Here is a 13237-nt window from a genome sequence, read left to right as displayed (position 1 = left end):
AATTCAGCGTTGATGGACTGCCGCGCGATCATTTGCTGATGATGGTGGAGGTGATCGATTTCACGACCGTCGTCGCCATGTTGAACTGAGCGTCACGGTCCCGGATGTTGTGACGCCGCGCGATCCAGACAAAATCGGTCCACACCGCCCAAACGTCGCCATTGTCATCCTGCGTCAGCAGCAGACGAACAGGCCAGTCCAGCCCCGCGTTCGGATTGGACGTGATGAATTGCGTCCCGAGGGGCGGATTGCCGAATACGAGCAGGGTGGACGGCCGCAGTTTGATGCCGGCATCCGCCGCGAGCTTCGATTGGTCGATCTCATCGAAGAATTTGATGCCCTTTGCTGCAATATCCGCCTTGATGCGGATGATTGCCTCGGACATCGGAACGGCGCTCTTGACGCGGACAATGCCGTTGTCGCGTTCGATCCTGGCGTCGATCGGCGCAGCTGACGCCCAGAGCGGCATCAGGACGAGCAGGGTGGCAAACTTTCCAAGTCGTAGTACGTTGTAGCGAGACATTGAGGGCTCCTGTCGGGTGGCCGGCTTCCGCGACAGGATCACCGCTCAAGCTTCGAAAATGAAATGCGGGCTTGCTTTGATATCGATAGCTCAATGCTATCGCGCTTCGTGCAATGCTCCTGGCCGAGACGAGACGCCCCTTGTGGATGCGACCCAGGGAACTACAATCTGAAGGCCCAACATGCCGGAGCACGGGATGACATCGCTTTCGTCCGTTGACGCCGAGCGGCTCAAGGTCGCCTTTCAGCGCTGCCGGGAGATGGAAGGCACGCTGAGCGAACAGCTCAAAGCCTATGCGGCGGCAGGCCGGGACATCTTTCCAGCCTATGGCGAAGCCGTTGACCGCCTCGTGATCAGGATCAACGAAAATGGCGGCGGAGAGAACGCGCCGCGTCCGGGCGAGCCGATGCCGCCTTTCGTCCTACCCGACGAGAGCGGCCGGTTGGTCGCGCTGCCGTCGCTCCTCGAACTGGGTCCGGTAGCCGTTATGTTCTTCCGCGGGCACTGGTGTCCCTATTGCCGGCTCAATGTCAGGGCTGTGATCAAGGCATATGACCGTATCAAGGCTTTAGGCGCTGATGTCGTCGCCATCATGCCCGAGACGCAGGAATATGCGGCACGATTTAAGACTGAAGCCGATGCACCGTTTCCAGTGCTGACAGACCTCGACAACGGGTATGCGCTGTCACTTAATCTCGCGATCTGGCTCGGCGTGGAAATTGAGCGGCTGCTGTCCTACCTCGACATGGCGAGCTTTCACGGCAATGACGGTTGGGTGCTGCCGATCCCCGCGACCTTTGTCATAGGCCGCGACGGCATGGTCAAGGCACGCTTCGTCGATCCCGACTTCCGGCACCGCATGGCGATCGAGGATCTGCTCGCCGCTCTGAAGGATGCCCGCTAGCCCCGGCGAGGCAGCAAGCACGCCCGCGGGCTCTCACGCGGCCCGGCTCTTGTCCAGAAACTGCCGCCAATTCGCACCACGCAGCATGCGCATCACGGCGGACGCGACCGCCGTGCGTTCGCGGCCGGCGACTCCATAGAGATTGACTGTGCGCCGAGCATCCAGCCCGTCGACGGCAGCTCGTTTCAGCGTCTGCGGTATCGGCGAAGTGTCGGGGAGAATGGCGACGCCAATGTCGGCCTCGAGCAGCGCGATAAGGTCCCGCTCGCTCGAGATTTCGTGGCAATGATCCACCTCGACGCCGTGCTCGCGCAACGAGGCATTGAGGCGAGAGGCGAGTTCGCAATAAGCGCGCGACAACAACTGCTCCGATCTCAAGTCCTCGATCTCGACACTGTCACGTCCCGCGAGTCTGTGGAGTGCACTGGTGACGAGCTGAAAGTCCTCGGTAAAAAGCGGCCAGGCATCCAGTCGGTCCCAACTCGGATCGATCTCGGCAGCAATTCCAAGTTCCGCCTCACCTGCCTTGAGGAGTTCGCCGACTTCGCGACTGTTGCCGCGAAGAAAGCGAAACTCCAACCGGTTGAACCGTCGCTTGATCTGCTCGAGGAAGGGGATTAGCAGCGACAGGTCGATCGAATGGGTGAGCGCGATCCTCAGCGCGCCGATTTCGCCGCTCTTGAAGGAAGAGGCCAAAGAGCGGGCGCCGACCGCGGCCTCGTAGCATTGTTTCAGAAGAGGGTGCATGCGCTGGCCGAGTTCGGTAAGGCCGGCCGGCCGCTCCCGTCTGAAGAGGTCTCCGCCCAGCTCAGCCTCCAATTGCTTGATCGCCCGCGTGAGTGACGGCTGCGTCACATTGCATTCGTCGGCGGCGCGCGTGAAGTTGAGCGTCCGCGCAACCGCGAGGAAATACCTGACCTGATGCATTTCCATGATCGAACTCTCCCCCTGATCTGGCCGGCAATCTAGCCGATCGGGAGCTGGATCATATCAGGACCGCCATAGCGCGCACCTATCGTTTTGGAAGCCAAAGGGTATTTCCGTTAATCCAACGGGTGATGCAGATTTCCGAGCCATCGGCTACCGCCAAGAGGATTCGGAAGATGAACATCCAGATCAAATCGCACGCCGCTGGCGACACAGCCACTCTCGCCGGCAAGGTCGCGCTGGTGACCGGCTCAACCAGCGGCATTGGTCTCGGCATCGCGCGGGCACTTGCCGGCGCAGGTGCAAGCGTGGTTCTGAACGGTTTTGGAGCCGCGGAGGAGATCGCCAGGACGAGAGACGCGATCGAGACCGATTACGGCGTCAAGGCCGTCTATTCAGCGGCCGATATGACCTCCCCCGACGCGATCGCGCAGATGATCGCTGCTACGCTGGGGGACCTCGGCCGGCTCGACATTCTCGTCAACAATGCCGGCATTCAGCATGTGGCCCCGCTCGAGCAGTTTCATGTTGCGAAGTGGGACCAGATCCTTGCGATCAATCTCTCCGCCGCATTTCACACGATGCGGCTTGCACTGCCTGCAATGCGCAAAAACAAATTCGGTCGGATCATCAACGTCGCCTCTGCGCATGGGCTGGTCGCCTCGCCCTTCAAGGGAGCCTATGTCGCCGCCAAGCATGGCATTGTCGGCCTGACGAAGGTGGCCGCGCTCGAGACCGCCGAAGAAGGGATCACGTGCAACGCGATCTGCCCGGGCTATGTCTATACACCCCTGGTCGAAGCCCAGGTCGATGGCCTGGCGAAGGCGCACGGCACCTCCCGCGATCAGGTGATCCGTGACGTGCTGCTGGCCCAGCAGCCGAACAAGCGTTTCGCGACAGTCGAGGAGATCGGCGCACTGGCGGTGTTCCTGGCAAGTGAAGCCGCAGCGTCGATCACCGGAATTGCCTTGCCGGTCGATGGAGGCTGGACGGCACATTGAAACAGAGCCCGTGTAACAAGACCGAAGGCATTGCGAATCTCAAGCAAGGGCGGGAACAAGCAGGAGCATGACATGCACGACAAGACGTCATCGCTGAAATCGCTGGCCAAGGGTCTTCCGGGACAGGTGGTGCTGGTCCTGCAGGGCGGCGGCGCGCTCGGCTCGTACCAGGCCGGTGTCTATCAAGCTTTGCACGAGGCCGGAATCGAGCCCGAGTGGATCATCGGCACGTCGATCGGCGCCATCAATGCGAGTATCATTGCCGGGAATCCCATTGAGAACAGGCTGTCACGCCTGAGGGAGTTCTGGAAACGGATGGAGCAGAATCCAGCCTGGAATATCCGCACGGCCTTTCCCGGCTTCAATGAACGACTGTCCTACTGGGCGACCATTACGCACGGGATAGCCGGCTTCTTCCGACCAAACGCGCTGGCACACGCGGGCGACACCTATCCGCTGGGCGCCGAAAGGGCCGGCTATTACTTGACCGCGCCACTTGAGCAAACGCTGGCCGAACTCGTTGATGTCGATTTGCTCAATAGCTGCACCCCACGCCTGACGGTTGGCGCCGCTCACGTGCGCACCAGCCAGATGCGCTATTTCGACAGCCGGGACGGCGAGCTCACCATCAGGCACATCATGGCGTCCGGTGCGCTGCCGCCGGCCTTTCCCGCCGTTCGCATCGACGGCGAGCTCTATTGGGATGGCGGCATTCTGTCCAACACGCCGACCGAAGTGGTGTTCGACGATAATCCGCGCAAAAACTCGCTCATCTTCGCGGTCCATTTGTGGAATCCGATTGGCCTCGAGCCGACAACGATGGCCGAGGTGCTGAACCGGCACAAGGACGTGCAATATTCAAGTCGGATCATGAGCCATATCGCACGTCAGCAACAGGCGCATCGGCTGCGTCACATCATCAACGAACTCGCCAGACGGCTGCCCGAGACTGAGCGCAATAGCGCGGAGGTCCGCGAAATGGCCGGCTACGGCTGCCAAACACGCATGCACGTCGTGCGGCTGCTGGCACCACAGCTCGATCGCGAAACCCATACCAAGGACATCGACTTCAGCCCGCGCGGTATCATGCAGCGCTGGGACGCGGGTTACTCTCACACCAGGGCGGCCCTCGAACACGCGCCGTGGGTCGGCGAGTTCGATCCGCTCTCAGGCGTGATCCTGCACGAGCAGATGGAGCTAATGCCGGTGGCGGCGGAGTGAGAAGCGCCCGGAGGCAGATTTGCGGAATTGTCGGCTTCAATCATCAGGCCCGGCATCCTCCGCGGAGAGGTTCCTGATTGCCAGCGGGACCTCACCCAGCCATGACGATCTCATAGCCACATGAACGAGCGCGCCGACGGCACGCGAATATGGCCTTCCTTTTACGGTCGTCAGACTTACTTCCGTCCAGAATTCCGGGTTGACGAGCGGTCTTGCGACAACGTCCGGGTTCGAGATCGAATATTTCGGGAAGAAGCCGAATCCGAAGCCGCTTGCGATCATGGTCAGCACCCAATCGTCCCGGTCGCTGCGATAGACGGTTTCGCAGTCAACGCCACGGGCGGTCGAACACGCTGTCGACGACGTCGTTGAATTCGCAGAAGGAACGCTGCACGTATCTTTCGCCGGCGAGATCCGATATCTCGATCTGATCTTGCGACACAAGACGGTCGGTAGACGGAAGCACGATCATCATCCGTTCGCGAAACGGCGGCAAATAATTCAAACGGGAATCGGGCGCGCGATCTGGGCGACAGTAGATCGCAATCTCGGCCGCCGAAGCGACAAGTTGTTCTTCGACAGACTGGGCGGTACCGTCGATCAGCTCCAGCTTAACGTCGGCGCGCGAACTACGAAAGCGGGCGAATAGCTGAATAAGCAGCGCCGGCGCTATCGTGCACATGATGGCGAGCTTCAGTTGCGTCGCCGCGCTCGACACGTGGTCTCTTGCCTGCTGCCTCGCCCGGCTTCATCAGCGACCGGTCGGAAATACACCGAACGAAATTGCCACCGAGGTTGACAAAGCCGCGCACCTCGCCCTTGAGAATCCCCTTCCAGGCGTCCACGGTCGTGAGGTCGTCCTCGCGCGGTGGCTCGAAGCCGTAGAACTCCTTCGGCTTGTCGAGCGGGACAAGTTCGGTCTTTTCGGAGATGCCGACGGCGCGCTGGCCCTACACGTTGGAATGGCCGCGGCTCGGCGAAATACCGGCGCCGGGCTTGCCGATATTGCCCGCACCGCAGCAGCAGATTGACGACCATCTTCACGGTCTCGACGCCGTGCCGGTGTTGGGCCACGCCCATGCCGTAGTTCGCGATCACGGCATCTGCCGCCATGTAGGATGCTCGCGGCCTGGAACATCCCCGCTTGGCGCGCCGGAGGTCTCTTCCAGGTCAGTCCACCCTGCCCGCGGCAAAACTCCGCGAAGGCGTCGTAGCCCTGCGTGTGCTCCTCGATAAAAGCCAACATCGATGATGCGGTCATGCCCCGCAACCCGCGCCGCGTCATCCGCCTCGATTACAGCCTTGCAGATCCGACAATGGCCGCCGAACCTGACCTGATGATATTGCGAACTGATGCGAGTGCGACGCCGCCGCTAACTGCCGCGCGCTGTAGCGTACAAATCGGACAAACCGGAGCGATCGCACGGTGCTTCCAGCCTGGGTTCGATTCCGGTCAAAGCGAGTGCGCAGGCCGAAGCGGCATGGTGCATGCCTGCTGCCAGGGAGCCCACGAATTGTTTTTGCTAGCTAATAGGGCCCGTCGGCTTGTTGGTATTCCTGTTGGTATCGCCCGAACACGAAGACGAAAATGATTTTGTCTTCAACCGGTTATGGTATTGAGCCGTTATCGGCCAGGGGAGGCTCCCGGCGTTGAATCACCTATCATCAAGTTGATTAAGGTTGCCCAGTTCAATCCTTGGCAAGTTCATGAGATCGTCTGCTCGCGCCTGACCGCCCGCCGAAGGCAATGGTCGCGGGGTCGGGCTTCGATACGATCAAGCGGCCCACTTACGCGCAGATGTATCCAAAGACCGCCTGGACGTTTTTGCGCACTATCAAATCCACGGCAGCTTTGTTTTGACTGTGCCCAGCGGAGGCACAGTGTTGAAAATCAAGAACGTCGAAAATTCAAGGCTTTCGCGTTTAGCTGAAGCAGTCACTCAAGCGAAGACTTCCAACCAGTCAATCCTTCGCCTCGCCCGCCTGATCGGAAGACAAATGGCCCGTGACGACATCAAGGGTCGTCGATCAGCCTGTGACTCGCCGGAGGAAGAAGCCGCCCAATAGCCACAGCTTAGTCGACGCTCTTGGCGCATCGCCATTATGTAGATGCAGCTCTTCGAGTACGAAGCAAATGGGATGCGCGAAACGGACATCGCGTAACGTTGCCTAGTTCGCTTCAGAGCTTTTCCTTGATGTTGACCGGCGATATCCCTTCCCTTGCATCAAACCGATATCCGGGTGCGCGCGGCATATAAATGCCGCGTTCGATAGTTTTGCGCGTCAAGGCGCCATGTGCCGGCGCGAACGGAATGCCATGGGCAAGTCAATGAAGCGAGTTGCGCTCTATGCCAGATACTCGTCTGACAATCAACGTGATGCCTCGATCGAAGACCAATTTCGTATCTGCAGAGAGCGGGCAATCCGCGAAAAGTGGGCGATCGTCAGCTCCTACAAGGACGCCGGAATATCCGGTGTGAGTATGATCCGTCGTCCGGGCATCCAAGCTTTGTTGCAGGATGCTGAGAGCCGTGCGTTCGACATCGTGCTGGCCGAGGCGCTCGATCGCATCAGCCGCGACCAGGCGGATGTGGCAACTTTATTCAAGCAACTGCGCTTTGCCGGCGTTCCGATCGTTACCCTAGCCGAAGCGGAAATCACCGAGCTTCACGTCGGACTAAAAGGGACAATGAATGCTCTGTTTCTGAAAGACCTCGCTGCGAAGACGCACCGCGGCTTGCGAGGCCGGGTAGAGGATGGAAAGTCCGGTGGCGGACTTTGCTACGGATACCGCGTTATCAAGCGGCTGGACGAGCGCGGAGATCGTATCCGAGGAGACCGAGAGATTTATCCGACCCAGGCCGGCGTAATCCGGCGCATCTTTCGGGACTTCGCCGCCGGCATCAGCCCGCGAGCAATCGCCGTGAAGCTCAATGCCGAAGGCGTTGCAGGTCCTGAGACCAAGCTGTGGAACGACACGACGATCCGGGGGCATATTAAGCGTGGCACCGGGATCATTAACAACGAGCTCTACCTGGGTCGCCTCGTCTGGAATCGGCTGCATTACGTTAAGGATCCTTCGACGGGGAAACGCATCTCGCGTCTCAACCCGGAGTCCGAATGGATCGTCACCAAAGTTCCAGAGCTTCGTATCATCGAGGACGAACTCTGGAATCTGGTGAAAGCCAAGCAAAGTGAGATCGCCGAAAAATTAATCAACGTGACGGCGGCTGTCCGCGAGCACCACTCGAATAAGCGGCTTAACATTGCTCGCCGCCCCAAGTCGTTATTCTCGGGACTTGTGCTCTGCGGCTGGTGCGATGGCCCCTGTTCGCTGCGTGGCGCTGACCGCTTCGTCTGCTCGGCCCACGTCAGCAACGGATCCTGTTCGAATGGCCGCACCTTGGCGCGGAGCGAGCTCGAACAACGCGTGTTGGGCGGACTGAAGGGCCGGTTGCTGGCACCAGACGTCGTCGCAGAAGCAATGCGCGCCTATGCCGAGGAGATGAACCGGCTGAACCGTGAGCGGCGCGCCAGCGGCGATGCCTGGCGTGCTGAACTGGCGAAGGTCGAGAAGCAAATCCACGGAATCGTCGAAGCGGTCAAGGAGGGCATGTTCCAGCAGTCGATGATCGCGGCGATGGACGCGCTGGAGGCTCGCAAAGCCGAGCTCTCTGCCCTGCTCGCCGAAGCCCCTGCGGATACCCCGGACACTCTCCCAAGCGCCTCGCAACTCTACGCCAAGAAGGTCGCCCACCTCACCGAGGCTTTGAACCGTCCGGAAGACCGGGCCGAGGCCGCCCAGGCTCTTCGTGGCCTGATCGAACGCATCGTTCTTCGCCCAGGTGCCAAGCGCGGCCAAATCGACGCCACGCTCTATGGCGATTTGGGCGCCATCCTGAGCTGGACTGCTGCACGCAACACGGAAAAGGGGCACAAACCAAAACTCCCGCAGCGCCAGCTGCGGGAGTGTCGGTATCAGTGGTTGCGGGGATAGGATTTGAACCTATGACCTTCAGGTTATGAGCCTGACGAGCTACCGGGCTGCTCCACCCCGCGTTAAACCGTTGCGTGCCTTGCAGAAAGAGTGCCCGAGCCGGTCGGCCAACGCATCAGATGGCGCCGATCGATCCGTCCGGAGGGCTTCCTGAGAAGGCGACCCGGGCCGAAGCCGTCGGGTGCGAGGGGTATGTATCAACGTGAGTACGATTTGGAAAGCCCCGGATGCGGGTTTTTGAGGATTTTGTGACGCCGAAATCGGCGGTTTTCCTGGCAAATTTACCGCCGGGAACCGGGCTCTTGCCAGATCGCGCGCAAAAGCGGAGCTTGGCGCCCAACAAAGTCTGTCAAGGACACGTCATTCGAGGGGAAACGCCATGGACCGGCCATTGAAGAGCCCGGGGCTGCATGCGCTTGAGGACGCCTTTCACCGCCAGTTCGAGCTGTCGCGCAGCGAGCCGGCGCCGACATTGCAGGCGCGGCTCGACCGGCTGCGCCGCCTGCGCGCCGCGCTGACCGAGAACGAGGCGCGATTCGAGGCGGCGATCTCGGCCGATTTCGGCCACCGCTCCACCGTCGAGACCGCGATCGCCGAAACCATGCTGGTGCTCGGCGAGATCAAGCATGCGGCCAAGCACCTCAAGGGCTGGATGGCGCCCGAGAGGATTCCGACCACGCTGCAGTTCGCGCCGGCCAGGAACCGGCTGATCCCGCAGCCGCTCGGGGTGGTCGGGATCATCGCGCCCTGGAATTATCCGCTGCAGCTGACCTTGGCGCCCGCGGTCGCCGCGATCGCCGCCGGCAATCGCGCCATCATCAAGCCGAGCGAGCTGGTGCCGCGCTTCGCCGAGCTGCTGGCCGAGATGATCGAGAAGAAGTTCGACACCACCGAGCTCGCGGTCACCGATATCGACGACGAGATCGCAAGGGCCTTCGCCGCCCTGCCGTTCGATCATTTGATCTTCACCGGCTCGACCCGCGTTGGCCGGCTGGTCGCGGAGGCGGCCGGCCGCAACCTGACGCCGGTGACGCTCGAGTTCGGCGGCAAATCGCCCGCGATCGTCGACGGCTCCGCCGACCTCGACGAGGCCGCGCAGCGCATCGCCTATGGCAAGCTGCTCAATGCCGGCCAGACCTGCATCGCGCCCGATTACGTGCTGGTGCCGCAAGCCTCGGTGCAGCCGTTCGCGATGCGGCTGCAGGGCCACATGCAGCACATGTTCGGCACCGATCCAAAAAATCCCGACTACACCTCGATCGTCTCGGACCGGCACTATGCCCGGCTCGAGGGCCTCGTCGCCGACGCCGCCGCGAAGGGCGCGACCATCATGCAGCCGGCCGCGCCGAACGATCCCGGGTGGAAGGCGACGCGCAAATTTCCGCCGACCGTCATCGTCGATGCGACGCCCGAGATGACCGTGATGCAGGAGGAGATTTTCGGCCCGCTGCTGCCGGTGCTGGGCACCCGCGACGCCACCGAGGCGATCGCCTTCGTCAACCGGCGCGACCGCCCGCTGGCGCTGTACTGGTTCGGCACCGACAACGCCGCCCGCGATGCGGTGCTGGCGCGCACGGTGTCCGGCGGCGTCACCGTCAATGACTGCCTGTTCCATTTCGCGCAGGCCTATCAGCCGATGGGCGGCGTCGGCGCGTCCGGCACCGGCGCCTATCACGGCGAATGGGGATTCAAGACGCTGACCAAGCTGAAGCCGGTGTTCTACCGCTCGCGCTTCAACCGGCTCGCCGATCTCTATCCGCCCTATGGCGCGAAGATCGCGCGGCTGGAGAAGCTGATGCGGCTGTTGTCGTAATCGTCACCGGGCAATGACGGAAATAACAAGCAGGGGGAAACATACGTGACTGACACATTCGATTTCGTGGTGGTGGGTGCCGGCTCCGGCGGCTGCGCGGTGGCGGGGCGGTTGTCGGAGGATCCGGCGACCTCGGTGGCGGTGCTCGATGCCGGCGGCAAGAACGACAATTGGGTGGTGACCACGCCCGGCGCCATCATTCTCATGCTCTCGAGCAAGCTCAACAACTGGGCCTTCGACACGGTGCCGCAGAAGGGCCTGAACGGCCGCATCGGCTATCAGCCGCGCGGCAAGGGGCTCGGCGGCTCAAGCGCCATCAATGCCATGGTCTATATCCGCGGTCATCGCGCCGACTACGACCACTGGGCTTCGCTCGGCAACACCGGCTGGAGCTACGCCGACGTCCTGCCCTATTTCAAGCGTTCGGAGAACAACACCGAGCTGGACGGCGAATATCACGGCAAGGGCGGACCGCTCAACGTCACGGGCCTGCAGTCCGACAATCCGGTCAAGGAGACGTTCTTGCAGGGCGCGCGCGAGGCGCAGTTCCGGATCCGCGACGATTTCAACGGCGCCGAACAGGAAGGTTTAGGCATCTACCAGGTCACCCAGAGGAATGGGGAGCGCTGGAGCGCGGCGCGCGGCTATATCCATCCCCACATGGGCCGCCGGCCCAACCTGCGGATCGAGACGCAAGCGCAGGCGACCCGCATCAACTTCGAGGGCAAGCGTGCCGTCGGCGTCGAGTACATGCAAGGCAAGGAGAAGAAGGTGCTGCGCGCGCGGCGCGAGGTGATCCTCTCGGCCGGCGCGTTCCAGTCGCCGCAACTGCTGATGCTGTCGGGCGTCGGCGAGGCCGCGGCGCTCGGCAAGCACGGGATCGCCAGTGTGCATGATCTGCCGGGTGTTGGACAGAACCTGCAGGATCACCCCGATTTCGTGTTTGGCTTCGCCTCGGACGCACCTTATTTCTCGGGACTGTCGTGGAGCGGCATCGGGCGGATCATCAAGGGTATCGGGCAATACCGGCGCGAGCGGCGCGGCCCGATGACCTCGAACGTCGCCGAGTGCGGCGGCTTCCTGAAGACGCGACCTGAGCTCGACGTTCCCGACATCCAGCTGCATTTCTGCATGGCCATGGTGGAAGACCACGGCCGCAAGCCGCGCTGGGGCACCGGCTTCTCCTGCCATGTCTGCCTGCTGCGCCCGGCAAGCCGTGGCAGCGTGTGGCTGAACAGCGCCGATCCCCTCGCAGCCCCCGCGATCGATCCGAATTTCTTCGGCGAGGACAGCGACGTCGAGACCATGGTCGCGGGCTTCAAGATGACGAAGCGGCTGCTCGATACGCCCGCGCTGCGCGCGCTGCAGCAGAAGGACATGTTCACGTCGAATGTCCACACCGACGACGACATCCGCAGCATCCTGCGGGCGCGCTCCGACACCGTCTATCATCCGGTCGGCACCTGCAGGATGGGCACCGGCGATCCGCTTGCGGTGGTCGATCCGAAGCTGCGCGTGCACGGGCTCGAGGCCTTGCGCGTGGTCGACGCCTCGATCATGCCGACATTGATCGGCGGCAACACCAACGCGCCAACCATCATGATCGGCGAGAAGGCCGCCGACATGATCAAGGCCGAGATGCGGGCGGGCTGACCGAATGCGTCGGGTGGGCAAAGCAAAGCGTGCCTACCTCTTCGGGCACGGCTCGTGAGGGTGGGCACGGCGCGAGAGCGCCTTCGCCCACCCTATGAGACTGCCGTCGCAGGGGCGCACTGCCAAAATATTGAAAACAACCCCATGCAAAGGTGCCGGCGGCTGCCGGCGTTCGACACGGCAACTTGACTTGTCGGGCAAATCAGCGGCATTCTTCCATTATTCAGAAATCGCGCAGACGCCCCTCAACTTGCTCAGTGTCATCACCCGCGCACGCGGGTAATCCAGTATTCCAGACACCGCAGTGCTTGAGCCGAGGGGCCGCAGCGTACTGGATCGCCCGGTCAAGCCGGGCGATGACAGCGGTGGACGAGGACATAGCCTCACATCCTCTCGAGATGACGAGGTGATTGCTCAGCTTGCTCAGTGTCATCACCCGCGCATGCGGGTGATCGAGTATTCCAGAGACCGGAGTGTTTGAGCCGAGAGGCTGCGGCGTACTGGATCGCCCGGTCAAGCCGGGCGATGACAGCGGTGGACGAGGACATAGCCTCACATCCTCTCGGGATGACGGGTGATTGCTCAGCTTGCTCAGTGTCGTCACCCGCGCATGCGAGTGATCCAGTATTCCAGAGACCGCGTGCTTGAGCCGAGGGGCCGCAGCGTACTGGATCGCCCGGTCAAGCCGGGCGATGACAGCGGTGGACGAGGACATAGCCTCACATCCTCTCGAGATGACGAGGTGATTGCTCAGCTTGCTCAGTGTCATCACCCGCGCATGCGGGTGATCGAGTATTCCAGAGACCGGAGTGTTTGAGCCGAGAGGCTGCGGCGTACTGGATCGCCCGGTCAAGCCGGGCGATGACAGCGGTGGACGAGGACATAGCCTCACATCCTCTCGGGATGACGGGTGATTGCTCAGCTTGCTCAGTGTCGTCACCCGCGCATGCAAGTGATCCAGTATTCCAGAGACCGCGTGCTTGAGCCGAGGGGCCACGGCGTACTGGATCGCCCGGTCAAGCCGGGCGATGACAGCGGTGGACGAGGACATAGCCTCACATCCTCTCGGGATGACGGGTGATTGCTCAGCTTGCTCAGTGTCATCACCCGCGCATGCGGGTGATCGAGTATTCCAGAGACCGCAGTGCTTGAGCCGAGAGGCCGCGGCGTACTGGATCGCCCGGTCGAGCCGGGCGAT

General features: G+C 61.9%; 9 protein-coding genes, 1 tRNA gene and 1 pseudogene. 7 read left to right on the top strand and 4 right to left on the bottom strand.

Translation table 11 applies throughout. The features are described 5' to 3' along the window. Window positions 1-28: 28 nt before the first annotated feature. Window positions 29-565, bottom strand: a complete 537-nt coding sequence (locus ACVW1C_RS24485; RefSeq protein WP_456760591.1) for a DUF302 domain-containing protein — start codon at window positions 563-565, stop codon at window positions 29-31. 154 nt (window positions 566-719) lie between these two features. Here ACVW1C_RS24485 and ACVW1C_RS24480 point away from each other — a divergent pair, with 154 nt between their 5' ends. Further along, window positions 720-1427 (top strand): peroxiredoxin-like family protein, encoded by a 708-nt coding sequence (locus ACVW1C_RS24480; RefSeq protein WP_456763160.1) that lies wholly within the window; start codon window positions 720-722, stop codon window positions 1425-1427. A gap of 33 nt (window positions 1428-1460) precedes the next feature. Here ACVW1C_RS24480 and ACVW1C_RS24475 read toward each other — a convergent pair whose 3' ends face one another. After that, a complete protein-coding gene (locus ACVW1C_RS24475; protein WP_456760590.1) occupies window positions 1461-2360 on the bottom strand; it encodes a LysR family transcriptional regulator in 900 nt (299 codons plus the stop codon). Between the two features lie 170 nt (window positions 2361-2530). On the opposite strand from ACVW1C_RS24475, the gene ACVW1C_RS24470 reads away from it, so the two are divergent. Continuing rightward, a complete protein-coding gene (locus ACVW1C_RS24470; RefSeq protein ID WP_456760589.1) occupies window positions 2531-3355 on the top strand; it encodes a 3-hydroxybutyrate dehydrogenase in 825 nt (274 codons plus the stop codon). 72 nt (window positions 3356-3427) lie between these two features. Then, window positions 3428-4576 carry a patatin-like phospholipase family protein gene (locus tag ACVW1C_RS24465; RefSeq protein WP_456760588.1) on the top strand — a complete coding sequence of 383 codons (1149 nt, stop codon included), beginning with the start codon at window positions 3428-3430 and terminating at the stop codon, window positions 4574-4576. A 36-nt stretch (window positions 4577-4612) separates the two neighbouring features. On the opposite strand, the pseudogene ACVW1C_RS24460 reads toward ACVW1C_RS24465, so the two are convergent. Next, window positions 4613-5258: pseudogene (locus tag ACVW1C_RS24460) on the bottom strand (LysR family transcriptional regulator substrate-binding protein). A gap of 1202 nt (window positions 5259-6460) precedes the next feature. On the opposite strand from ACVW1C_RS24460, the gene ACVW1C_RS24455 reads away from it, so the two are divergent. Continuing rightward, a complete protein-coding gene (locus ACVW1C_RS24455; RefSeq protein WP_456760587.1) occupies window positions 6461-6643 on the top strand; it encodes a hypothetical protein in 183 nt (60 codons plus the stop codon). A gap of 250 nt (window positions 6644-6893) precedes the next feature. Next, window positions 6894-8573: a recombinase family protein gene (locus ACVW1C_RS24450; RefSeq protein ID WP_456760586.1), complete on the top strand. Its 1680-nt coding sequence runs from the start codon at window positions 6894-6896 to the stop codon at window positions 8571-8573. Here ACVW1C_RS24450 and ACVW1C_RS24445 read toward each other — a convergent pair. Beyond that, window positions 8559-8635 (bottom strand) — tRNA-Met (locus ACVW1C_RS24445). The genes ACVW1C_RS24450 and ACVW1C_RS24445 overlap by 15 nt on opposite strands. Window positions 8636-8952: 317 nt before the next feature. On the opposite strand from ACVW1C_RS24445, the gene ACVW1C_RS24440 reads away from it, so the two are divergent. Then, window positions 8953-10386, top strand: coding sequence for a coniferyl aldehyde dehydrogenase (locus ACVW1C_RS24440; protein ID WP_456760585.1), 1434 nt, complete (start codon window positions 8953-8955; stop codon window positions 10384-10386). A gap of 45 nt (window positions 10387-10431) precedes the next feature. Then, window positions 10432-12039, top strand: a complete 1608-nt coding sequence (locus ACVW1C_RS24435) for a GMC family oxidoreductase (RefSeq protein ID WP_456760584.1) — start codon at window positions 10432-10434, stop codon at window positions 12037-12039. The last annotated feature ends 1198 nt before the right edge of the window (window positions 12040-13237 follow it).

This window comes from Bradyrhizobium sp. USDA 4011, from assembly GCF_054063415.1.
The sequence above is the reverse complement of the archived record's forward strand: the minus strand, read 5'-3'. Positions and strand labels throughout refer to the sequence as shown.